This is a genomic window from Peptoniphilus stercorisuis (assembly GCF_017874395.1).
In the GTDB taxonomy this organism is placed as follows: domain Bacteria; phylum Bacillota; class Clostridia; order Tissierellales; family Peptoniphilaceae; genus Anaerosphaera; species Anaerosphaera stercorisuis.
Genome location: NZ_JAGGLJ010000006.1, coordinates 36,266 through 59,676, shown reverse-complemented (window position 1 = coordinate 59,676; position 23,411 = coordinate 36,266). Strand labels below are relative to the sequence as shown.

The window sequence follows — 23,411 nt, the reverse complement described above, 5'->3', positions numbered from 1 at the left end:
TAGATTGGACCAGAAAGCAGAAATTCTAATGAGACATTTTAGAGATGGTGACTCACAGAGAAAAATCAGTGATGACTTGAAAATTTCGCGCACAACTGTAAGAAAATACATAGGTGAAGTGAATGCCAAGTTTAAGGAGTTGGATCAATTAGGCCATAATGAGGAAAAACACAGGGAGCAAATCATCCTTCTGATAGAAGAAATTGCATCCAAGCCAAAATATGATACCAGTAGCAGAACAAAGCTTAAGCTGACAGAAGACATAATTGAAGAAATTAAAAGCATGCTCCTAAGCAATGAAAATAATCGGGCCCTAGGAAGACATAAGCAGTTGATAAAAAACACCGACATACATGAAAAGCTTCTTGAAAAAGGCTATGACATTGGATATACAACCGTCTGTAACTACATCCGAGACAACCATAATACCAAGGAGGCCTACGTAAGACAGGAGTATCAATTGGGAGAAACCATGGAGTTTGACTGGGGTGAAGTTAAATTAACTATCGGTGGAAAGATGCTAACATTCAAAATGGGACTTATGACCACTGCCAAAAGGAGAACAGAGTCAAGAGTTAATAAGTACAGTGTCATAAACATTGACCAGAATAAATACTCAGTTACCAATTACCTTGTAGGTAAATTTGTAAAGGTGAAAATATACCCTGAAGAGATCAAGATCTACTACAAGGAGTCAAAAACAGCGGAGCACATAAGAAGCTTTCAAAACCATAAATGGATAATTGATATCAATCATTTTATCCATACATTAAAAAAGAAGCCCGGAGCATTGCATTCCAGTGTTGGCAGACACCAGCTAAGTCCAGAGCTTCAAGAAACATATCAAAGATATTATACCAATAATCCAAGGGATTTCATAGAGCTTTTAGAGCTAATAAAAGAAAAAGACACAACTACAGTGCTATCTGCCATTAAGGAACTCAAGACCATAAAGGAAAGCCTGGTAACCACAGATAACATAAAAAACATAGTCTACAAGCTCCCCGGAGAAGATTTAAGGATAAAGCGTGAAGATGTAGAGATCTTCGAATCATCCACAAAGCAAATACAAGAATTAAACAATCTTTTTAATCTTGAATCAATGGGGAGGTATGAAAATTGAAAGAGACATTGCAGGAAATAAAGGGATATGTATCAGAATTAAAGATTCCTGGTATAAATCAAGGGTTGAAACAAAAGATAGAGGAAGCATACCGCCAAGACCAGTCATATGAGGACTTTTTGCTAGACATATTTTCAGAAGCCTATGATATGAGGAAAGAAAACGGCAGAAAGAATAGAATCAAAAATGCCAGGTTCCCCTACAAAAAGCATATGGACGAATTGAGGGTAGAGTACTTACCTGAAGATGGCAGGCAAAAGATAAAAGAACTGAAAACCTTAAACTTCATAGAAGAAGGTAGGAACATAATATTGGCAGGAAACCCTGGAACAGGGAAGACGCATATTTCAATAGGTCTAGGAATAGAAGCCTGCAACAAGGGATACAAGGTCTACTTTTCAACAGTGGCCTCATTGATAAATGAACTCAAGGAGACAAGGAGTGAAAAGAAACTATACACCCTTGAGAAGAAATTCGAGAAATACGACTTGATAATAGCAGATGAACTCGGTTATATATCATTTGACAAGGAATGAATGCTCTTTACACAGCTAGAAAGCAAGGGAAATATACCACCGGAACACCACCATATGGATATCTGAAAGATCCTAAAAATAAGTACAAGCTTATCATTGATGAAGCGGTTTCAGATAATGTCAGATATATATTTCAACTTATCCTTGAAGGATATACTCTAAATGAAACTGCGAAAATCCTTAATGATGAAAGTGTTATTACTGCTAGAGCAAGAAGAAAGCAGATTAAAGGCTATGATTCATATTCTAACAGGTGGTTTTCTAATGTAGAACAAACAATATGGTCTCATAGTATGGTTAGAAGGATTTTAAAGAATGAAGTGTATACTGGAACATTCGTCTTTAATAAGACAAGTAAAAGCAAGCTTGATGGTGGTAGTGTTACTTATCATCCTAAGGAAGAATGGGAAAAGATTTACAATAATCATGAAGTCATTATAAGCAAAGAAAGCTTTGATAGGGTAAGTGAACTACTAAAATCAAGGCATAAAAATAAATTCTATGGTGGAAAAAGCAAATATAAAAACAGTCCTATTGCTCCCTTTGTAAGATGCAACAAGTGCGGTTATAAAATAAGATTTCTTAAAAGTTCCAATGGGAAAGAATTAATAGGTATAAATCTTTACTGTTATTATTGTAGGATACTAGACCAAGAAGAAAAGTTGCCTCATTATAAGGAGCTTGAATCAGATGTCTTTAAAATTCTTAAAGATAGGTTTCACACAGATAAGGCAGAAAAAGAAAGACTCCTAAAGGAACAGAAAAAACTCTATGATAAGAATGATGAACTTTTAAAGAAGAAAAGAATAGAATTTGAAAATTATAAGTTTGGTAAGATTTCAAGAGAAGCTTTTATAGGCTTAAAAGATCAATTAGAAGAATCCGCTGAAGAGAATAATAAACGTATAAAAGTTATTGATAAGGAACTGAAAGAAAGTGGAACTATAGAAAGTCTTACTGAAGATGTAGTAGCTAAATATATTAAGACAATATACATTTCTGGTAAAGGTATAGAAAAAATAGAATATTGTTAGTACAATAGAAGGAGATCAATTAGTCGTGGTCTCCTTTTATTATATTCTTTATAAGAATTTAGCTTATATAGGTTTAGGAATAAAAGCATTCAGAATATATTGAAAGCTACAAATGTTAAAATATGTTATAATAGAATCATATAGTAAGTAAGAAAAGATAAAATGTTAAAATAAAAGCATTTATAAAGATATCAAAAATATTAAAGAACAATGAAATTAATAATTAGAAGATGTAGAGGATTTGACTTATTAAAATAGGGGGTAGATACTATATGGCTAAACGCAAATTCTATGCTGTTAAGGCAGGTAAAATTCCAGGTATTTATCAAACTTGGAGTCAAGCAGAAGAACAAGTTAAAGGCTTTTCAGGGGCTGAATATAAATCGTTTCCTACACTTGAAGAGGCTGAAAGGTATATTACAAGTCAAGGGGATAGAATAGAATCAAACACAGATGAAAAAGATTATGATATCAATGAAGAAATAGAAAAAAGGATAGAAAATCTTAACGATGGTGAGGTAATTGCGTTTGTTGATGGAAGCTATTCTCCCGATGCGGATGGAAAAGAAAAATATGGATTTGGTGCTATTTTATTTATTAAAGGACACAAACAAAAATTATTTAAAGCATATGTAAATGAAGAGTACATGGATTCTAGAAATGTAGCAGGTGAAATAAGTGGCGTTATAGAATCAATCTTGTGGACGATTGAAAACAATAAAAAAGAAATTACGATTTATTATGATTATGAAGGAATTGAAAAATGGGCAAAAAAAGAGTGGAAAGCAAACAAAAGAATTACAAAAGAATATAGCAAATTTATTGATGAAAAATCTAAATTAATAAAAATTAATTTTATACACACTAAGGCACATACTGGAATAATCTATAATGAAGAAGCTGATGATTTAGCCAAAAGATCCTTGCTATCTCAGGGTTATAAGGCCTACAACGATGGTTCTATATATTTTATTGGCCTTACTCAAGAAGATTGGATAAACATCATAGAAGAAGTATCAATAGAAAATAAAAATTATAATAAGGAAAGAGAAATAAAAAAGGAAATTGAAAAGATTAGAGATTACTTAAATAGAATCGAAGTTACGTACATTAGAGATAAAGTGGTAATAAATTGTTATAAAGGGAATAAATCATATGTTCAAGGGAAACAAAGTGTGTTATTCCAAAAAATAATATCCTATGCAATTGAAAAATTGCCAACGGAAAGCTCTGTTATAGAAACCTTAAATACTTATCATGCTTTAACAGTGGAAAAAGAGGAGGTTGAAAATCAATTAAAGAATCTATTACCAAACTTTCCTGATGAAATTCAAGATATAAAGCATTATAATAACATATTATCAGCAATATTTAATACAATGTTAGTAGGATATATGCCAGACTACACATGTCTAATTACACCCATTTTTAGGGCTATGGATTATTATTTACATAGAATATTAAGTGACAAATTAGGTAATAATACTGTAAAAAGCACAGGAAAAAATAATTTTGCTTATTTTAATAAAGATAAGGGAAATTCAAGATACTATTATAATTCAACTAAGGTAAATGCTAGTACAAGACAGATTGATTTTTTAGATGACTTATATAATTATTATAATAAAATACGACATCCGTATGCACATTGGTCAAAGGATTCTATTGATACCCCTGTAATTACTGAAATGCACGTAGCTAGAGATTTAATTTTAGAAGGCTTGCAACTTGTAAATAAATATTATATACTATTTTAGTATCAAAAATTTATAGTGAAAGGAGGATACATTAAATGAGCAATTATCTAATTAATGATATAAATATGGTTGGGTTAAGAAAAATTATAACTTTATTGGATTATGAGTTAAAACTTTCAGATGTTTTAAAATCAATTAATTTATCCTCTTTAGAAGGCGAGATTATATTAATTGATACGGCTCTAGTATCTGGTATAAATGAATATAGATTTATTGAAAGTAAAGTAAACGAAAAAGGATACCTAGATTTAAACGAATACAGATATATCGATGTAGATAGAGATGTATTAGAAATTGCAAATAGTATAATAAGAGACAATCCAAGTAAACTAAACAATTCAATTTTAACAATTCCACAAAAAAAGAAGATAAATGATTGCTTATATTCTTTTAATTGATAGTTAGATTAATGAGAACACCCAATGAAAATTGGGTGTTTTATTGTATCATTCGCTTGACACGATAGGGTAGTGGTAAGAGTCTTACTATGGTTATGCTTTGTAGGTATATTTTTTATAGGTATAAGAAGGATAAGCCTAAGGTTGTAATTGTTACTGATAGGGTTGATCTTGATGATCAAATACACAAGACTTTTAATGATACTGATTTAAGGGCAAGTAAGGCTATTAGTGGAAATAATCTTGTAAGTCTTATTAATAATGATGGGGCAGATATTGTTACTACTATTGTAAATAAGTTTAAGACTGCTGTTGATAATATTGAGCCAGTGTTGTCTAAGGATGTTTTTATTCTTGTTGATGAGTCTCATAGGACTCAGTATGGAAGTTTTCATACAAAGATGAAAAAAGTTTTTCCTAATGCTTGTTATCTTGGTTTTACTGGTACGCCTTTGATGAAGGATGAAAAAAATACTATGATAAAATTCGGGGATTTGATTCATACTTATACTATTTCTAAGGCTGTTGCTGATGGGACTATTCTTCCTTTGTATTATGAGGGTTTTATGGTGGATCAAGAGGTTAATCAAAGAAATATTGATAATACTTTAGATATTATTACTAGAAAGTTAAATGATTCTCAAAAGCAAGATGTGATGAAAAAGTGGAGCAGGTTTAGTAAGATTGCTTCTTCTGATCAGAGAATTTATTTGATTGCTTTTAGGATTAATGAGCATTATAAGGAAAATTTAGGAGATACTCCTTTTAATGCTATGTTTGCTACTAATAGTAAGGTTGATAGTATTAGGTATTTAAAGTATTTTGAAAGGTTTGAAGATTTAAATGTTAAGCTTTTGATTTCTGCTCCTGATATGCGTGAGGGCTTTGATGATATTGATGAGGAGTCTAGTGATGAGGTTGTAAGATTTTGGAAGAAAATGATGGCTGATTATGGTGATAAGGAAACTTATGAAAGAAGGATTAAGGATGAGTTTATACATGGCGATATTGATATTTTAATTGTTGTTGATAAACTTCTTACTGGTTTTGATGCTCCTTCTGCTCAGATTTTATATATTGATAAACCTTTAAAGGAACATAATCTTTTACAAGCTATTGCAAGGGTAAATAGGCTTCAAGATGGGAAAGACAGGGGAATTATTATAGATTTTAGAGGTCTTTTAAGTGAGCTTGATTCTGCTATGAACATGTATTCTGGTGCAGGTCTTGAAAATTTTGATCCTAAGGATTTAGAGGATACTTTAAGGGATTCAAAGATGGCTATGTCTGAGCTTAGACAATCTCATTCGGTGCTTTTGGATATGTTTATTAATATTGATGAGAAAAGTAATGAAGATTATTTTAATGCTTGTAGTAATTTTCTTTATGATGATAAGTTAAGAAATAAGTTTTATGAAAATATGAGAAATTTAAGAAGAAATATTAAGTTTATTGAGGCTTTGGATTCTGTTTATATTGAGAATGAAAAAGAGATTTTAAGTATTAAAAAAGATTTGAAATTTTTTGAGGAGCTTGAAAAGTCTGTTAAGTCTAGGTATCAAGATATAGTTGATATTAGTAGTCTTAATGATGATATGCAAAATTTAATTGATAGAAATGTTTCTTCTTCTAGTACTTCTAGGATAACTCATAGTATTAATATTTTAAATGATAAGGAGTTTAAGTCTGAACTTGCAAGGCTTGGAAATAAGGCTTCTCAAGCTGATGCTATTAGAAGTAGGCTTTCACAGTCTATTAATTCTAATTATAATTTTAATCCTATGTATTATGAAAAGTTTTCTGAGATGATAGAAAAAACTCTAAATGAATATAAGGACAAAAGAATTACTGAGGCTGAATATTTAAAGAAGATGTATGAGTATGCGGAAGATTTTCATAATGAAAAGGATGTTGTTGGATATCCTATTAATATTAAAAATAATTTTTCAGCTCAGGCTTATTATGGCGAGCTTTTAAAGCTTTATGATGATGAGGATATAGTTAATAGTAAAAAAAACTGATCTTGGTCTTTTGGCATTGGAGTCTAATAGTATTATTAAAAGGTTAAAGAAGGTTGATTGGATAGATAATGAGGATGTTAAAAATAAAATGATTTTAGAGTTAGAGGATATGATTATTGATTATATGAATGATTCTAATTTAGAACGTAATTATGATTTAATTGATTCAATTATTAGTAAAGTTATTTTAATTGCACAGGAAAGGGAAAAATAATGTGCCAAGTAGAGTATGGCAATAGAGTTTTTAAGTATAATTTAAAGAGAAAAAATGTTAAGAATATTAATTTAACTGTAAAACCAAATATGGAAATTAATGTATCTGCTAATGATAATATTAGTATTGATGAGATAAATAGTTTTATCATTAAAAATGGGAATTGGATTGAGAGAAATTTAGATTATTTTTATAAGACTAGGCCTGTTGATATTCCTAAAAAAGACTATGTTAGTGGAGAGACTTTTAGATATTTGGGAAGGCAATATATGTTAAAGGTTTTTGAGAATCAAGATGAGCATGTAAAGTATTATAGAGGATATATCTATATTTATGTAAGGGATAAAAATGATAGGTCTAGAAAAAAAGATCTTTTAGATAGTTGGTATGATGAGAGAAGAAGGATTATTTTTAAAGAGGTTTTAGATAAGGTTTATAAAAATACTAAGAGTTTATGCGAGATTTTTCCTAGTATTACTATTAGAAAAATGAATGTAAGATGGGGAAGCTGTCTTATTGATCAAGAGAGAATTATTCTAAATGAAGATTTAATATATGCACCTAAGGATTGTATTGAGTATGTTATTCTTCATGAGATGATTCATTTTAAGTATAAAAAACATAATAAAGAATTTTATAATTTAATGAGTTTATATATGCCAGGGTGGCAAGAAAAGAAAAAGATTTTAGATGAGTATGTTGTAAGGGAGATATAGTTTCTAATAGGAATATTATAAAAATTTAATTGAAAAAGAATAAAGTTGTAGATTATATTTCTATATTAAAGATATCTTTTTTGTTTAAATATGATAAAAACTAATTTAATTAATTTATTTTTAATAAATACTTAGATTTATTGTAAAAGATTTTTTAATAATAAGGGGTATAATACAAAATAGGGAGTTGATATTAATGATTACTATGGAAAAAATAGATTATGTTATGAATATAACTGGGGCTTCTTATGAGGTTGTACGTGTTGCTCTTCTTGATGCTGATGGAGATGTGGATCGTGCTATTAAAATAATAATGCATAGTGTTGTTATTCCAGAGAAAAAAGAAGATGAGAAAAAAGATTTTATAAATTTTGATGAGATAAAAAATGCTATTAAAGAAATTTGGGATAAGGGTAATGCTAGTAAGATTATTGTTTCAAAGGATGATGAGATTGTATTAAGTCTTCCTCTTACTGTATCGGCACTAGGTCTTGTTTTAGCGCCTCTTGCAGCTTTAGTGGGTGCTGGGGTTGTTTTAGTAACTGATTATGATTTTAAGGTTATTATGGACTCTGGAGAGATTATTGATCTTAAAGAGTATATTAATATTAAAAAGTTTTCAAAAAAATCTAGTGAAGAAAAGTCTGAAAGTGAAGATAATAATTCACAAAACACTGATGATTCTAATAATGAGGACAAATAGGAATAACTATTTTAATTTGCATCTAGACATATTTAAAAACTTCTTTTATAATAGTATTTAAGCGAAAAGTAATTGAAATATATTGGTGATTGTGCTAAAATAACAGATGTGTTAAAATTAAACGATAATTAATAATCTGATATAAAGGAGTTGTGAAGCAATGAAAAAAGATATTCAACCAGAATATAAAGAAGCTACAGTAATTTGTGCTTGTGGAAATACATTTAAAACTGGCTCTGTTAAAGATGAACTTAAAGTAGAAGTTTGTTCAGAATGCCATCCATTCTTTACTGGAAAACAAAAGTTCACTGACCACGGCGGACGTATTGAAAAGTTCAACAAGAAATATCAAAGAAACAAGTAATGGTTAGCGTGGTGCTAACCATTTTTATTTAAGGAGTATTAATGGACAAAGTTTATAATAAAAAAGCTTTTAAGACTTCTATAGGAGGTCAGGCGCTTATTGAGGGAGTTATGATGAAGGGCCCTTCAAAGATGGCTATTGCTGTTAGAAAGCCTGATAAGGAAATAGATTTAAAAGTTGATGAGATAAATAGTTTGGCAAGTAAATATAAAATTCTAAATCTTCCTATTATAAGAGGAGCTTTTAAGCTTTTAGAGGCTATGGTAACTGGAATTAATGCTCTTACTTATTCTGCTTCATTTTGGGAAGATGAGGAAGATCTAGAAGATGGTTTGTTAGATAAGGTTGTTAAGGATAAGAAGAAAAAAGAAAATATTGAAATGTTTATAGCTATTTTATTTTCTTTTGTTGTTGCAACTGTTTTATTTATGATTATTCCAAGTTTAACTGCAGGGCTTTTAAGTAAACATACTGAAAGTTCTATTGTTTTAAATCTTTTTGAGGGAATTTTAAGACTTGTTGTTTTTGGAATATATTTATATTATGTGTCTAAAATTGATGATATAAAGAGAGTTTTTGAATATCATGGAAGTGAGCATAAAACTATTCATTGCTATGAAGCTGGAGATGAACTTACTGTTGAAAATGTTAAGAAGTATCCAATAGTACATCCTAGATGTGGTACTAGTTTTTTATTTATGGTAATGATTATAAGTATTTTAGTGCTTTCATTTTTTGGATGGCCAAATCCACTTATGAGAGTTGTATCTAGAATTATAGCGCTTCCTATAGTAGCAGGAATTTCTTATGAGATTAATAGAATTATTGGTAAAAGCGATAGTAAGGTTTGTAAAGTTTTAGCTATTCCAGGTTTGGAGATACAAAAGTATGCAACTGTTCGTGAACCTGATGATTCTATGATTGAGGTTGCCATTGAGAGCTTAAAGGCTGTGCTTCCAGATGAAGGAGAAAGTGATCTATGGAAATAAGAGTTGCTCTTAAAGAGGGGTTAAATTACTTGGAAAATTCCAAGTACACTAACCCTTTTTTTGAGGTTAGATTGATTTTATCAAGGCTTCTTGATAAAGATATGTCTTATTTAATATCACATGATAAAGAAAATTTAAATGATGATATTTTAAATGAGTATTTTAATATTTTAAATAGAAGGAAAAATGGAGAGCCACTTCAATATATTTTTGGTGAAACTGAATTTTATGGAAATACTTTTTATATAGATGAAAATGTGTTAATACCAAGAGATGATACTGAGATTAGTATTGAAGTTTTGAATAAAATTTTTAAAGAGAATAATATTAAAAGTTTTGTTGAGATTGGATCTGGAAGTGGTATTGTATCTGTTACTATGGCGAATATTTATAGAGATACTAAGTTTACTGCTGTTGATATTTCAGATTATGCTATTAAAAATACTTTGAAGAATATTAAAAGATATAATCTTGAGAATATAGAGGTTTTAAAGAGTAATTTATTTGAAAATATTACTGGAAAATATGATATAATTTATTCAAATCCACCATATATAAGAACGGATGAAATTGAAAAGTTGCAAGTGGAGGTTAAAGATTATGAACCTATGAATGCACTTGATGGTGGAATAGATGGACTTTATTTTTATAGGGAAATTATAAAGTCTGCAAAGGAGTTTTTAAGTGATGATGGATATTTAGTTTTTGAAATAGGTCATGATCAAGCTGATGATTTAAAAAATCTTCTTAAAGATTATAATGTAGAAGTAATTAAGGATTTATCTAATAGAGATAGAGTAGTAATAGGAAAAAAAGGGGAATAATATGTACGAAAATATAGCAGTTTTTGAAGAAAAATACATTGAACTTGAAAAACAGTTAATAGATGTTGAGGTTATTAATAATTCTAAATTATATCAAAAAACAGCAATAGAGCATGCAGAACTTGAGCCTATTGTTATGAAATATAGAGAGTATAAAGATGTAGCGCAAAATCTAGAGGACAATAAAGAGCTTTTATCTGAAAAAATTGATGAAGAGCTAAAAGAAATGGCTAAGGAAGAAATCAAAGAAGATGAGGAACAAATTGTAAAAATAGAAGAAGAGTTAAAAGTTCTTCTAATTCCTAAGGACCCTAATGACAATAAAAACGTAATTGTTGAAATTCGTGCTGGTGCAGGTGGAGATGAAGCGGCACTTTTTGCAGGTGTACTTTTAAGACAATATACTATGTATGCTGAAAAAATGGGCTGGAAACCTGAAATAATGAGTTCTAATGAAATTGGTATTGGTGGATATAAGGAAGTTGTTCTTATGATTACTGGTAAGGGAGCTTATTCTAGACTTAAATATGAATCTGGTGTTCATAGAGTTCAAAGAGTTCCAGAGACAGAAAGTTCTGGAAGAATTCATACTTCTACTGCAACTGTAGCAGTGCTGCCAGAGGCTGAAGATGTTGAGATAGAAATAGATATGAATGATGTTAAATTTGATGTATTTAGAGCTTCTGGTAATGGTGGACAATGTGTAAATACAACTGACTCTGCTGTTAGACTTACTCATATTCCTACTAATATTGTAATTTCTTGTCAAGATGAGAAATCTCAACTTAGAAATAAGGAAAAAGCAATGAAGATTTTAAAAACTAAACTTTATGATTTAAAACTTCAAGAACAAAATAAAGAACTTTCAGATCAAAAGAGATCTCAAATTGGTACAGGAGATAGATCAGAAAGAATTAGAACTTATAATTATCCTCAAGGAAGGGTAACTGATCATAGAATAAATTTAACTCTTCACAGAATAGAGGCTGTTACTGATGGAGATTTAGATGATATTATAGATGCTCTTATTACAAGTGATCAAGCTAAAAAAATTGAGCATATGGATAAAGCTGTTTAATAGGGGATTCTAAATTTATAAAATCCCTTGATTTACTACACTAAATTATATATAATAGATAGGGTATTAAAAGTACCAAATGAGTGTGAAAATTATAAATGGTTTAAGGGGGTAAATTTATTATGATGAATAAAATGACTAGTGATAACTTAAGATCAGCTTTTGGTGGAGAATCTCAAGCACATATGAGATATATTATTTGGGGCGAAGCAGCAGAGAAAAAAGGCTTAAAAAACGTAGCAAGACTTTTCAACGCAACTTCAGACGCAGAAGAAGTACATGCTAAGCTTCATTTTAATGCTCTAAAAGATGAAAAAGGTGACTTCCCAGTATTATCTATGGCAGGATTTGGCATGGGAGATACTGTAGAAAACTTAGAAGCAGCAAAAGGTGGAGAAGTATTTGAATATACTCAAATGTATCCAGCTTATATTGCAGTTGCAGAACTTCAAGATGAACAAGGTGCTATTAAAGCTATGAAATATGCTATTGAAGCAGAAAAAGTTCATGCTGAAAGATATCAAGATGCAATTGATGCTGTTGAAGCTGGTAAAGATTTAGATGCAGAAAAAATCTTCTTATGCCCAGTTTGTGGATATATTACATTTGACGAAAATGAAGAAGTTTGCCCAATTTGTGGAGCAAAAGCAAAAGTATTTGTTGAATATTAATTAAAAAATCTCTCTAATTTATTAGAGAGATTTTTTTATACTTAAAAGGTTCAATGGAAAGAAAAATGGAATTTAAAATAAAACCTTTCTAATATGAATTAAAGTTGGAAAAACTATTGACTTTACTATAAAACATTGTTAATATGGTTAATGGTTAAAATGAGAGGTAGCATTTGTATATTATTTATTAACAAAATATGGAGGAATTATGAAGGTTTCAATAGTAATGGGAAGTATTAGTGATAAAAAAATTAGTGATGATGTTATTTCAGTTCTTAAGGATTTTGATGTAGATTATGAAGTTGAAGTTATTTCTGCTCATAGAACCCCAATAAGAGCATATGAATTTGCAAAAACTGCTGAAGAACGTGGGGTTGGAGTAATAATATCAATAGCAGGAAAAGCTGCACATTTAGGTGGAGTTTTAGCTGCGAATACAATTGTTCCAGTTATTGGAATACCGGTGAAATCTTCGACACTTGACGGATTAGATGCGCTTTTATCAACTGTACAAATGCCATCAGGCGTACCAGTTGCTACTGTTGCAATTGATGGTGGAAAAAATGCAGCGCTACTGGCAGTGCAAATTTTATCTCTTAATGATAACTCACTTAAAGAAAAATTACATTCACATAAACAAGAGTTAGCAGATGATGTGGAAAAAATGAATAAACAGCTAGAGTAATATTCTAGTGAAAATAGGGGGAAAGTAGAATGTTATACAATTCTAAGATTAAAAGTGAACAAACTGACGATTTATTTGAGGCGATTTTAGCGCTAGAAACACTTGATGAGTGTTACAGATTTTTTGAAGACATATGTACTGTAAAAGAAATTCAAGCTATTTCTCAAAGACTTCAAGTTGTTAAGCTTCTAATAAAAAATAAAACTTATCATGAAATAGAAGCAGAGACAGGGGCTAGTACAGCAACTATTTCAAGAATAAACAGATCACTTAATTATGGTTCAGATGGATATAAACTAGTATTAAAAAGACTTGGATATATTTCAGAAGAAGAGTAATAAAAAAGACGCTTAAGCGTCTTTTTTTATATTTTTTATATTATTAAAAATATTACTTACATTAATTGTGGAAAAATCTACATATATTACAAGTCCTGGAACTTTACTAGGATGTCTTTTTATATTTTTTCTAGTAGTGTAGTCTATTTCAACATTATTAGAATTTTTAAAAGAGCTATAATAAGCAGCAAGTGTTGCACATTCATTAATTGCTTCTTCAGAAAGTTCTTCACCATTATTTTTAATGATTACATGAGATCCAGCTCCACCTTTAACGTGAAACCACATATCTTCTTTAGATGCTATTTTTAATGTGAGTTCTTCGTTTTGCTTATTATTTTTACCTACATAAATTTTATATCCATCAATGCTTTTAAATTCTAAGAATTTAGATTCTTTTTTCTTATTTTTAGTTTTAGATTTAGTTTTTTTAATAAATCCAGTCTCTTTAAGTTCTTCTTTAATTTCTTCAATATCAGAAACTTCATCTGAAAATTCTATATTTAAAAGAACTGTTTCTAGATAATCAATATTAGATTTAGATTTTTCTATTTCTAATTCAAGTCTTTTTGCAGCATGTTTTAATTTTGAATATTTTTTATAATATCTATTTGCATTCTCAGATCCTGAAAATCTTTCATCTAGTGGAACTTTAATTAAGTTCATATTGTCGTAGAAATTTTCTACTTCAATTGATTTTTGTCCTTTTTCTATTTTATATAAATTTGCAGAGATTAAATCAGCATATATTTTATATTTTTCTCTATTAGTTGCTTCGTTAAGTTCTTCATTTTGTTTTTCTAGTTTTTTAATATTCTTATCTAAATTATTTTTTACAACTTTTTTAATATTAGAACTTTTATCTTTCATTCTTTGATCATTGTCTTTTTTAGAATAGTATTCATCTAAAAGAGATGAGATGCTTTTAAAATAAGTTTTTTCATTTTCTGGATACATTAGAAGATCAAGGGCACTAAAGGAAATTATTTTATCATTTTCCATTACAAAATTTGCTTTGTATTCGTTGTTGTTTAAAGATTTTGTAAAGTCTAAAAATGCCTTTGATAAAGAGTGTATTTCTTCATTAGTAAGACTATTTAAAGGTCTATCAGACTCAATAGAAGCCCTATAAGAAATTTCTCTAGATATATTTGGACTAATACCTGTATAAGTGTTCATAATAAAGTTTTTAAGGCTTTTGTTTTGTTCTGAGTTTTTAAGAATATTTATAAAATTTTCTTGAGTTTCGATTAATGGATCTTCTTTATCAGAAATAGATTCAATATCATATTGTAAGCCTGGTAAGATTTCACGAACTCTACTCATTTGTGAATTTACTCTTTTTATTGAGTCATAAATTTTATTATTAGAATTATCAATTAAAATAATATTTGAATATTTGCCCATAATTTCAACTATTAGAGATTTTGTTATTTCATCTCCAAGTTCATTTTTGGAGATAACATTCATCTTTAAGACTCTATCCATTTTATATTGTTCAAAATTAATGATTCTTGCGCTTTCAAGATGTTTTCTAAGTAGCATACAAAATGTTGGGGGAGTTTGAGGATTATTCTTATCAATATTAGTAAGATAAACTCTTGGATTATTACTTGATGCTGATAGTAATAATTTGTATTTTTCTCCTTTACATCTAATACTCAATGTTATTTCGTCTTTTTCAGGTTGATATATTTTATCAATTCTTCCAGTGTTTAGTTTTTCATTTAATTCATGGATTACTGCTTTTAGGACTGTTCCGTCATAAGCCATATTATCACCTACTTCTTAAGTATTATAACATAAAAGTATTTTGAGGTTTTAAATTTATTAATTTGTGGATATTTCTTTGATATAATAAAAATAATTATATATTTAAGAAATTTGTAAGATTTAGCTAATAAAATTTTAAAAGATTTTTGATATTATACTTTTTGGAGGGATTATATGGAAAAATACACAATACTTGTAGCTGAGGATGATAAAGCTATAAGAGAGTCTATAGGGATTTATCTTAAAAATGCAAATTACGATGTTATTTATGCAGAAGATGGTCAAGATGCTGTTGATAAATTTAAAAATAATAAAGTTGATCTTATAATAATGGATTTAATGATGCCAAATATGAGTGGAGAAGAGGCAATACTAAAACTTCGTGAGCACTCATATGTGCCTATTATAATACTTTCAGCAAAGGGTGAAGATTATGATAAGGTAATTGGGCTTAATATTGGAGCAGATGATTATATTACAAAGCCTTTTAATCCTTTGGAATTAATGGCAAGAGTTAATTCTAATATTAGAAGATTTCATCAGTATCAAGATGAACATAAGGAAGAGGATATTATTCAAATAGGCGGTATAAAGCTTAATACTTTAGAGAAAACTGTTTATGTTGAAGATGAGAAAATATCTCTAACTTCTATTGAATATAAAATATTAGAGCTACTTATGAAAAATCCAAATCGTGTGTTTTCCATAGAAGAAATATATGAAATAGTTTGGAATGAGCCTGCAATTGAAGCTAAAACTGTAACTGTTCATATTAGAAGAATTAGAGAAAAAATAGAAATTGATCCTAAAAAACCTATGTATTTAAAAGTTGCCTGGGGTTTAGGTTATAAATTTGTAGATCCAAAAAGGAGGAATTAATATTGAATGATAGTGAATTTAATGAATATGATGAAGTTATAGAAAAAAAATCTATTAGATATTCAAATTCAGGCATAGTATTTGTAATAGTAATTCTTACAATATTAAGTTTGTTAGTTTCATTTTTTGTAGAAAAATCAGAGATATTTAATGATGATGACGGGAAATATAGTTATATTTCAGAAGTTTTCTCTGAGGCAATTAATAATTCTCTTTATGATGAATCAATGAATGATATGTATTATGTAAATCAAATTACAAAAAATTCTATGAAATATATTGTAAAAGGATATAAGGTTGATAATTTTGAAAAAACTGAAGAGTTTAAAAATAGATATCCAAATGAGATTGTAATAAGAAACTTAGATGGACAAATTGAAACAAGAATAAATAGAGATGATTATGAATTATATAAGGAAGATTATCCAGAAAATGAATATACTAATAATTTAAGTGATGAAATAGAAGAACCTAAGTATAAGGTGTCATATCTTAGTAATATAGGTGATTTTAATGAAGATATAGATCCTAAAGATTATGAATTTGAAGATTCAAAAAGTAGTGTATATGGAGTGAAGGGATATTACGAAAATGGAAAAGTCTATATTACATCAGAGGAAATTCCAGATAAAAAATATGATAATTTAACAAAAGATTTTAAGAAAACTTTAAACTCATCTTATAGAAATATAAATGATAAATATTATGGAATTAAAAAGTTGAGTTTTATGTATTCAATAGATTTTCATAGTAAGGGTTTTAATAATTATATTTCAGGAGTATATGTAGAGAGAGTAGTAATGCCAAGTAAGGCAATAGGCTTAATGGTGAGTATTGGATTTTTAGTGGCCTTTGCTATGATTTCTAATTATAAAAAATTAAAGGGAGTTTCTTTTGCAGATGGTATAAAAAGATTTCCAGTAGAGATAGTTATGATTTTTACAGGGCTTTGGTTTGTTCCCATTGCTATAATTTCAGATAGTAGAGATATATATGCAATGTTAAGTGTTTATACTATATATATATTGCAATTTATTTCATCCTTCTTTGCATTGATTGCAGTGTATTATTATGTACTTGGGTTAAAAGCTATATATAATGAAGGTACAAGTGCTTTTGTATTTTCTAATTCAATAATAATTAGATTATTTAAGTCTGTAGTAAATTGGTTTAAGAAATTTGCAAAAAATACTTCTAGTTATTTACAAGAAAGTATTGATTTATCCAAAGATTCTTTAAATAAGTTAAAGCTATTTTGTGCAGGTCTTATAGTGCTTGGAACACTTGGATCAGTTATGGTAGTAAGTTATGGACTTAGATTTATAGTTTGGATTATTTGGATGGTTTTAGTATTTATAGTATATAATCTTGCTAAAAAATATATGATAGATTTAGAAAATGTAACTAAAAAATCTAAAAGTATTGCAGAAGGCAATTATGATATAAAAATAGATGAAGATACAACTTATTTTAAGGGTGTAGCACATAGTTTTAATACAATTTCAGATAATCTATCTACTGCAGTAGATGAGGCTGTAAAGTCTGAAAGATTAAAGTCTGAGCTTATTACAAATGTATCTCATGACTTAAAGACACCTCTGACTTCTATTATTAATTATTCTGATTTAATAGTTAAGGAAAATACTACTGAAGAAGAAAAGAATGAATATGCGGAAGTTATATATGAAAAATCTATTAAATTAAAACATTTAATTGAAGATTTATTTGAAGTTTCAAAGGCTAGTAGTGGAAATATTGAGCTTGATCTTGATGATATAGATTTAAGAGCTATATTAATGCAAATAGCAGGAGAATGGGAAGATAAGTTTGAAGATAGACATTTACAAATTGTTCAAACTTTGCCAGAAGAACCTATTATATTAAGTCTAGATGGCAATAGAACTTCAAGGGTATTAGATAATTTATTTTCAAATATATATAAATATGCAATGCCTGGAACTAGAGTATATGTAGATTTAGAAAAAAATAAAAATGAAATAATTCTTCTTATGAAAAATATTTCAAATTACTCTTTAAATATATCAGCATCAGAACTTGTTGATAGATTTAAAAGGGGAGATGAGTCTAGAAATACTGAAGGTTCAGGACTTGGTCTTTCTATAGCAACATCACTAATAGAAGCACAAGGTGGAAAATTTAGTTTAGAAATAGATGGAGATTTATTTAAAACAGAAATTAAATTTTAATATAAAAAAAGCTACTTTATAAAGTAGCTTTTTTTTAATTTCCAAGTATTGAAACCATTATTTGTGGCAATAATACAAGTGCAATAGTTGCTATTGGTTGACAAGCTGCATAAAAAGCAGTTACATTGTCATTATTATTAGTAGCAGCTATTAGAGCACTTAGTGATGGAGCTGATGTCATTGCTCCTGTAGTCGCTCCTAGTGCTGCAAATAAAGGCATTTTAAATAGATATCTTGATATTATAAAAGCAAAGCTAACAGCAACAAGTGTCATAATAATACCTATTACAAATAGTTTTATTCCTTGGTCTGCAAGTACTTCTACAAATCCAGTTCCTGCTTTAGCTCCATTTTGTATTAGAAATAATGAAATTCCTAAATCACGAATAGGATTTAATGTAGTCTTTGGAGCTTTTAAAGAGATTTTTCCAATATGACCAAAATGTCCAAGTATTAGACCTGCTATTAGAGATCCTCCTGAATTTCCAAGAGAAAATTTAATATTTGGTCCTAAAGGTATAGAAATAGAACCTATTAAAACTCCTATAACAACTGCAAGTGAAATTACGAATATACCAGAAGCATCTATATTAATTAAATATTTAACAAGACTAGCACTGCTTTTATCTTCATCTTTAGAAACTAGTTTTGCATTTTCATCATCAATATTAACTTTCATAATTTTTGGTAAAATTTGAACAAATAGTATAACTCCAACTACACCAAAAATATAAGTAATACCATATCCAACACTTGCGATGCTAGATCCTGTTGCTTCTATTGTTGCTGCAAGAGAAGCAGTTGATGTTAAAGCGCCTGCTGAAAGACCTAGTGCTAATGGTAATGAAATATCAAAAAACTTAACTACAATTGCAATTAATACACCAGCAGAGATTACTACTGATATTGATGTTAAAATAAAAGCTAAAATATTGCTTTTTAAATTTTTTACAAACATAGGTCCAGCTACAAGTCCTACGCAAGATAAGAAAAGTACAAGTCCTATTTGTCCTACAATTCCTGCAACTTCATATCCAAAATGTCCCATAACAATAGCTACTAAAAGAACACCGGAAGTTCCAAGTTTAATTCCTAAAAAAGGAATTCTACCTAAAATGTAACCTAAGGCTAATATAAAAAATATAACCATTACATCATTAAAAATATTCATCTTTTTCCCCTTTTGATTTTTGTATTTTATTTATACTCAAAATTTATAAAACTTAAGCAAGTATAAATGAAAAACATTATCACTATAATAGTTTACTAAAATTATATAGATTAATCAAACAATATTTTATATAATAATTTAACAAAAAATAATTTATTTAATATATAATAAAAATAGGTGATTAGATGAGAAAAATTTTAATTGTAGAAGATGATATGGATATAAATAATCTATTGTCAGAGATTTTAAAAAACAATGGATATGAAACTGATAGTGCTTATACTGGTAGAGAAGCATTACTTCTTTTGAAAATGAAAGAGTTTGATTTGGTCTTATTAGATCTTATGATGCCTAATATGACTGGAGAAGATGTAATTGAAGAAATAAGAAAGAATAGTAAAATTGCAATTATTGTAATAAGTGCAAAGTCTGATAAAAAAACAAAAATAGATGTTCTTAAAATGGGCGCAGATGATTTTATTCAAAAGCCTTTTGACATTGATGATGTATTAGTAAGAGTTGAAGCTAATATTAGAAGGTATAGAGATTTTGGATCTGAGATAGAGGAAAAACAAATACTAAATTATAAGGATATTGAACTTAATGAAGAGGAAAAACTTGTAATGGTATCAGGAAATGCTCTTAAATTAACTCCTATTGAATATGAAATAATAAAATTACTTATGAAAAATCCAAATAGAATTTATTCTAAAGAAACTATTTATAAAAATGTTTGGAATGATGATTATATTTATGATGCAGATACTATTAATGCTCATATGAGTAATCTTAGAAATAAACTTAAAAAACATAGTGAAAATGATCATATTGAAACAATATGGGGAATGGGATATAGATTAAAATAAAAAGCTGTCAAATTGACAGCTTTTTTAGTGTGAGGTTTTAATTTTATACTAGGTCTAAAAAGTCTTTTTCGTGAATTGATTCTAATAGATTTGGTATTACATCATATAAATCAGCAACAATACCATAGTCACAAATATCAAAAATAGGAGCACTTGGATCTTTATTTATTGCAACTATATATTTTGCATCTTGCATACCTGCTTGATGTTGAATAGCTCCAGATATACCACAAGCTATATATAGGTCAGGATGAACTGTAGTACCTGTTTGTCCAACTTGGTGAGGGTGTTCAATCCAACCTGCATCAACAGCAGCTCTTGAAGAACCAACTTCTCCTTTAAGAGCATAAGCAAGTTTTTCAACAAGTTCAAAGCCTTCTTTTTCTTTAAGGCCTCTTCCTCCAGCTACAATTATTTTAGCATCTATAAGATTTACTCTTTTTTTACCAAGATTTTCAGTTTTGATTAATTTAGTTCTAATTTCTTCTTCTTTTAAATTAGGGTTTATAATTTCCATTTCTGCAGTTTTTTCATCGCTATATTTTGCTTTAGCCATAACTCCAGGACGAACTGTTGACATTTGAGGTCTGTTTTTAGGGCATATTATAGTAGCCATTAAGTTTCCGCCAAATGCTGGTCTTGTTTGAAGTAGTTTTCCATCTTCTTCATCTATTTCTAGTTTTGTACAGTCTGCAGTAAGTCCAGTTCCAACACTTGCTGCAAGTCTAGGTCCTAAATCTCTACCAATAGAAGTTGCTCCAATTAAAACTATTTCTGGTTTTCTTTCATCAATAAGTCTTGAGATAACTTCTTTATATCCATCAGTAGTGTAATCTTTTAAAAGAGGATCTTCTATATAATAAACTTTATCTGCTCCATAGTGTTGAAGTTTTTCAGCAGATTCTTTTAAATCATGTCCTGCAACAACAGCAACTAATTCTTTATTTATTGAATCAGCAAGTTTTCTACCTTCTCCAAGTAATTCAATAGTTACTGGATGTATTTCGCCTTTAATTTGTTCAGCAATAACCCAAACATCATTATAGTCGTTTAAATTTATATTTTGGTTAACTTTTTTTCTATTCATTTTGTTCTCCTTATATTAAATTTACTTCAGAAAGTTTCATTACTAATAGGTTAGTTATGTCTTTTACTGTATCGCCTTCTAAAATCTCTGATGTTTTATTTTTAACTGGAACAAAAGAGCGTTTAACATTAGTAGGAGATCCCTTTAAACCAATTTGTGTTTCATCTACTTTTAAGTCATCAAAAGTTAATGTTTTAATATTATCTTCTTCTGTGAAGTATTTTAAAAGACCTTTAATAGTAGGGTATCTTGGTTCGTTTAATTCTTTAATAGCTGTTAAAACAACTGGTGTTTTAACTTCATATATATAATCGCCATATTCAGTAAAACGACTAACTTCTAAAGTTTTTTCGTTTTTAACTTTTATATCTTTAACATAAGTTACTTGAGCAAGGTCTAAGAATTCTGCTATTTCAGGTCCTACTTGAGCTGTATCTCCGTCTATAGCTTGTCTTCCACAAAATACAATATCATAGTCTCCAATAGTTTCAATTGCTGCAGCTAATATTGTAGCTGTTGCCCATGTATCAGATCCACCAAATTTTCTATCACTAACTAAGTAAGCTTCGTCTGCACCCATACTTAAAGCTTCTTTTAAAGCTTCTTTAGCTTGCATAGGTCCCATACTTAAAACAGTTACTTTTGCATTTTCTTTATCCTTTAATTGAAGTGCTGCTTCTAGTGCATTTCTATCATCAGGATTTATTATACTTGGAACTCCATCACGGATTAATGTTCCTGTTTCTTGATTTATTTTTACTTCATTAGTATCAGGTACTTGTTTTAAACATACAATGATATTCATATTTTCCTCCTATCCAATTACAGCTCTTGCAATAACAACTTTATGAATTTCAGAAGTTCCTTCATAAATTTCTGTTATCTTAGCATCTCTACACATTCTTTCAAGTGGGTAGTCCTTCATATATCCATATCCACCATGAATTTGTAGAGCTAAATTAGTTACAATTCTTGCGTTTTCTGATGCATTTAATTTTGCCATAGCAGCTTCTGTACTATATGGTTGTCCTTCGTCTTTAAGACTTGCTGCTCTATATATTAACCATTTTGAAGCTTCAGTTTTTGTAGCCATATCAGCAATATACCATTGAAGTCCTTGTAAAGCTGCAATTGGTTTTCCGAATTGAACTCTTTCATGCATGTATTTTACACTTTCATCAATAGCGCCTTTAGCGATTCCAAGAGCTTGAGCTGCAACACCGATTCTAGCTCCATCAAGCATAATCATAGCGATTTTAAATCCTTGGCCTTCTTTACCAACTAGATTTGTAGTAGGAACTTTACAGTTATCAAAAATTAATTCAGAAGTTTCTGAAGCACGAATTCCCATTTTGTCTTCAGTTTTTCCAATTTTAAATCCAGGAGTATTCTTAGGAACTATAATAGCACTCATTCCTTTAAGACCTTTAGAAGGATCAGTTAGAGCAAATACAAGTACATAATCAGCATTAGCTCCACCTGTAATGAAACATTTAGTACCATTAATAATATAGTTATCGCCATTTTTAAAAGCATGTGTTTTTACAGCACCAGCATCAGAACCAGCATTAGGTTCAGTAAGAGCAAAAGCACCGTGTTTTCCACCAGATGTAACTTCAGGTAAGTATTGTTGTTTTTGTTCTTCAGTACCAAAACGTAATATAGCTTGTCCAAATATTCCGTGAATTGATAGTATTCCAGCAGTAGATGCACATTTTTTAGCAATTTCTTCTACTACAATACATTTTACAATTTCATTTCCACCAGATCCGCCATATTCTTCAGGTACACCAATTCCTGTAAATCCAAGCTTAACCATTTTTTGAAAGCTTTCTTCAGGATATCTAGCTTCTTTGTCAAGTTCTTCAGCTAATGGCGCTATTTCTTTTTCACTAAATTCACGTGCAACTTCACGTATTTTTTCTTCAGCTTGATTAAATGTTATTTTCATTTTTTCCTCCTTAATTTGAAAAAATA

At 29.1% G+C, this 23,411-nt stretch carries 24 protein-coding genes and 1 pseudogene; 20 read left to right on the top strand and 5 right to left on the bottom strand.

Features of this window, described 5'->3' with window-relative positions; all coding sequences use genetic code 11:
• Positions 1-4: 4 nt before the first annotated feature.
• The 17 genes and pseudogenes from J2Z71_RS04050 to J2Z71_RS03980 all read left to right on the top strand — a co-directional run bounded on the left by J2Z71_RS04050 (position 5) and on the right by J2Z71_RS03980 (position 13,451).
• Complete coding sequence (locus J2Z71_RS04050) at positions 5-1,123, top strand: Mu transposase domain-containing protein (RefSeq protein WP_210060579.1); 1,119 nt, start codon at positions 5-7, stop codon at positions 1,121-1,123.
• Positions 1,120-1,659, top strand: a complete 540-nt coding sequence (locus tag J2Z71_RS04045) for an ATP-binding protein (RefSeq protein WP_210060578.1) — start codon at positions 1,120-1,122, stop codon at positions 1,657-1,659. The genes J2Z71_RS04050 and J2Z71_RS04045 overlap by 4 nt, the downstream gene beginning before the upstream one ends.
• Positions 1,656-2,693: a recombinase family protein gene (locus J2Z71_RS04040; protein WP_210060577.1), complete on the top strand. Its 1,038-nt coding sequence runs from the start codon at positions 1,656-1,658 to the stop codon at positions 2,691-2,693. The genes J2Z71_RS04045 and J2Z71_RS04040 overlap by 4 nt, the downstream gene beginning before the upstream one ends.
• Before the next feature lie 272 nt (positions 2,694-2,965).
• On the top strand, positions 2,966-4,450 hold the full coding sequence (locus tag J2Z71_RS04035) for a ribonuclease H1 domain-containing protein (protein WP_210060576.1): 1,485 nt from the start codon (positions 2,966-2,968) through the stop codon (positions 4,448-4,450).
• A 35-nt stretch (positions 4,451-4,485) separates the two neighbouring features.
• Positions 4,486-4,848: a type II toxin-antitoxin system RnlB family antitoxin gene (locus tag J2Z71_RS04030; protein WP_210060575.1), complete on the top strand. Its 363-nt coding sequence runs from the start codon at positions 4,486-4,488 to the stop codon at positions 4,846-4,848.
• An 80-nt stretch (positions 4,849-4,928) separates the two neighbouring features.
• Positions 4,929-6,053, top strand: a pseudogene (locus J2Z71_RS09000) (HsdR family type I site-specific deoxyribonuclease); the annotation flags it as partial.
• Positions 6,051-6,869, top strand: a complete 819-nt coding sequence (locus J2Z71_RS08995; RefSeq protein WP_342590795.1) for a type I restriction enzyme endonuclease domain-containing protein — start codon at positions 6,051-6,053, stop codon at positions 6,867-6,869. The pseudogene J2Z71_RS09000 and the gene J2Z71_RS08995, both read left to right, overlap by 3 nt.
• 88 nt (positions 6,870-6,957) lie before the next feature.
• The gene (locus J2Z71_RS08990) at positions 6,958-7,083 is read left to right on the top strand and encodes a hypothetical protein (protein ID WP_280954006.1); all 126 of its coding nucleotides are present in this window, start codon (positions 6,958-6,960) and stop codon (positions 7,081-7,083) included.
• Positions 7,083-7,799 carry a M48 family metallopeptidase gene (locus J2Z71_RS04020; RefSeq protein ID WP_210060573.1) on the top strand — a complete coding sequence of 239 codons (717 nt, stop codon included), beginning with the start codon at positions 7,083-7,085 and terminating at the stop codon, positions 7,797-7,799. Before J2Z71_RS08990 ends, J2Z71_RS04020 begins: the two co-directional genes overlap by 1 nt.
• Positions 7,800-7,995: 196 nt before the next feature.
• Positions 7,996-8,502 (top strand): DUF4342 domain-containing protein, encoded by a 507-nt coding sequence (locus J2Z71_RS04015; protein ID WP_210060572.1) that lies wholly within the window; start codon positions 7,996-7,998, stop codon positions 8,500-8,502.
• Between the two features lie 160 nt (positions 8,503-8,662).
• Positions 8,663-8,866 carry a 50S ribosomal protein L31 gene (rpmE, locus tag J2Z71_RS04010; protein ID WP_210060571.1) on the top strand — a complete coding sequence of 68 codons (204 nt, stop codon included), beginning with the start codon at positions 8,663-8,665 and terminating at the stop codon, positions 8,864-8,866.
• Positions 8,867-8,907: 41 nt separating this feature from the next.
• Positions 8,908-9,855: a DUF1385 domain-containing protein gene (locus J2Z71_RS04005; protein ID WP_210060570.1), complete on the top strand. Its 948-nt coding sequence runs from the start codon at positions 8,908-8,910 to the stop codon at positions 9,853-9,855.
• On the top strand, positions 9,846-10,679 hold the full coding sequence (gene prmC, locus J2Z71_RS04000) for a peptide chain release factor N(5)-glutamine methyltransferase (RefSeq protein WP_210060569.1): 834 nt from the start codon (positions 9,846-9,848) through the stop codon (positions 10,677-10,679). The genes J2Z71_RS04005 and prmC overlap by 10 nt, the downstream gene beginning before the upstream one ends.
• Position 10,680: 1 nt before the next feature.
• On the top strand, positions 10,681-11,757 hold the full coding sequence (prfA, locus tag J2Z71_RS03995; protein ID WP_210060568.1) for a peptide chain release factor 1: 1,077 nt from the start codon (positions 10,681-10,683) through the stop codon (positions 11,755-11,757).
• A gap of 125 nt (positions 11,758-11,882) precedes the next feature.
• Positions 11,883-12,428 carry a rubrerythrin family protein gene (locus J2Z71_RS03990; RefSeq protein WP_210060626.1) on the top strand — a complete coding sequence of 182 codons (546 nt, stop codon included), beginning with the start codon at positions 11,883-11,885 and terminating at the stop codon, positions 12,426-12,428.
• A gap of 208 nt (positions 12,429-12,636) precedes the next feature.
• Positions 12,637-13,113, top strand: coding sequence for a 5-(carboxyamino)imidazole ribonucleotide mutase (purE, locus tag J2Z71_RS03985; protein ID WP_210060567.1), 477 nt, complete (start codon positions 12,637-12,639; stop codon positions 13,111-13,113).
• A 29-nt stretch (positions 13,114-13,142) separates the two neighbouring features.
• A complete protein-coding gene (locus J2Z71_RS03980) occupies positions 13,143-13,451 on the top strand; it encodes a YerC/YecD family TrpR-related protein (RefSeq protein ID WP_210060566.1) in 309 nt (102 codons plus the stop codon).
• Positions 13,452-13,463: 12 nt separating this feature from the next.
• Here J2Z71_RS03980 and J2Z71_RS03975 read toward each other — a convergent pair whose 3' ends face one another.
• Entirely contained in the window at positions 13,464-15,224 is a 1,761-nt protein-coding gene (locus J2Z71_RS03975; RefSeq protein WP_210060565.1) for an Rqc2 family fibronectin-binding protein, read from the bottom strand.
• Positions 15,225-15,398: 174 nt separating this feature from the next.
• Here J2Z71_RS03975 and J2Z71_RS03970 point away from each other — a divergent pair, with 174 nt between their 5' ends.
• Together J2Z71_RS03970 and J2Z71_RS03965 are read left to right on the top strand one after the other, a co-directional pair.
• The gene (locus J2Z71_RS03970) at positions 15,399-16,103 is read left to right on the top strand and encodes a response regulator transcription factor (RefSeq protein WP_210060564.1); all 705 of its coding nucleotides are present in this window, start codon (positions 15,399-15,401) and stop codon (positions 16,101-16,103) included.
• Positions 16,104-16,105: 2 nt separating this feature from the next.
• Positions 16,106-18,310 (top strand): HAMP domain-containing sensor histidine kinase, encoded by a 2,205-nt coding sequence (locus tag J2Z71_RS03965; protein ID WP_210060563.1) that lies wholly within the window; start codon positions 16,106-16,108, stop codon positions 18,308-18,310.
• A 34-nt stretch (positions 18,311-18,344) separates the two neighbouring features.
• Here J2Z71_RS03965 and J2Z71_RS03960 read toward each other — a convergent pair whose 3' ends face one another.
• Positions 18,345-19,481 carry an aspartate-alanine antiporter-like transporter gene (locus J2Z71_RS03960; RefSeq protein WP_210060562.1) on the bottom strand — a complete coding sequence of 379 codons (1,137 nt, stop codon included), beginning with the start codon at positions 19,479-19,481 and terminating at the stop codon, positions 18,345-18,347.
• A gap of 185 nt (positions 19,482-19,666) precedes the next feature.
• On the opposite strand from J2Z71_RS03960, the gene J2Z71_RS03955 reads away from it, so the two are divergent.
• The gene (locus J2Z71_RS03955; protein WP_210060561.1) at positions 19,667-20,347 is read left to right on the top strand and encodes a response regulator transcription factor; all 681 of its coding nucleotides are present in this window, start codon (positions 19,667-19,669) and stop codon (positions 20,345-20,347) included.
• A 43-nt stretch (positions 20,348-20,390) separates the two neighbouring features.
• On the opposite strand, the gene J2Z71_RS03950 is transcribed toward J2Z71_RS03955, so the two are convergent.
• The 3 genes from J2Z71_RS03950 to acrC are packed head-to-tail and all read right to left on the bottom strand — an operon-like array spanning position 20,391 to position 23,385.
• Positions 20,391-21,434 carry an electron transfer flavoprotein subunit alpha/FixB family protein gene (locus J2Z71_RS03950; RefSeq protein ID WP_210060560.1) on the bottom strand — a complete coding sequence of 348 codons (1,044 nt, stop codon included), beginning with the start codon at positions 21,432-21,434 and terminating at the stop codon, positions 20,391-20,393.
• A gap of 10 nt (positions 21,435-21,444) precedes the next feature.
• A complete protein-coding gene (locus J2Z71_RS03945; protein WP_210060559.1) occupies positions 21,445-22,239 on the bottom strand; it encodes an electron transfer flavoprotein subunit beta/FixA family protein in 795 nt (264 codons plus the stop codon).
• 9 nt (positions 22,240-22,248) lie between these two features.
• Positions 22,249-23,385: an acryloyl-CoA reductase gene (gene acrC, locus J2Z71_RS03940; RefSeq protein WP_210060558.1), complete on the bottom strand. Its 1,137-nt coding sequence runs from the start codon at positions 23,383-23,385 to the stop codon at positions 22,249-22,251.
• Between the last annotated feature and the right edge of the window lie 26 nt (positions 23,386-23,411).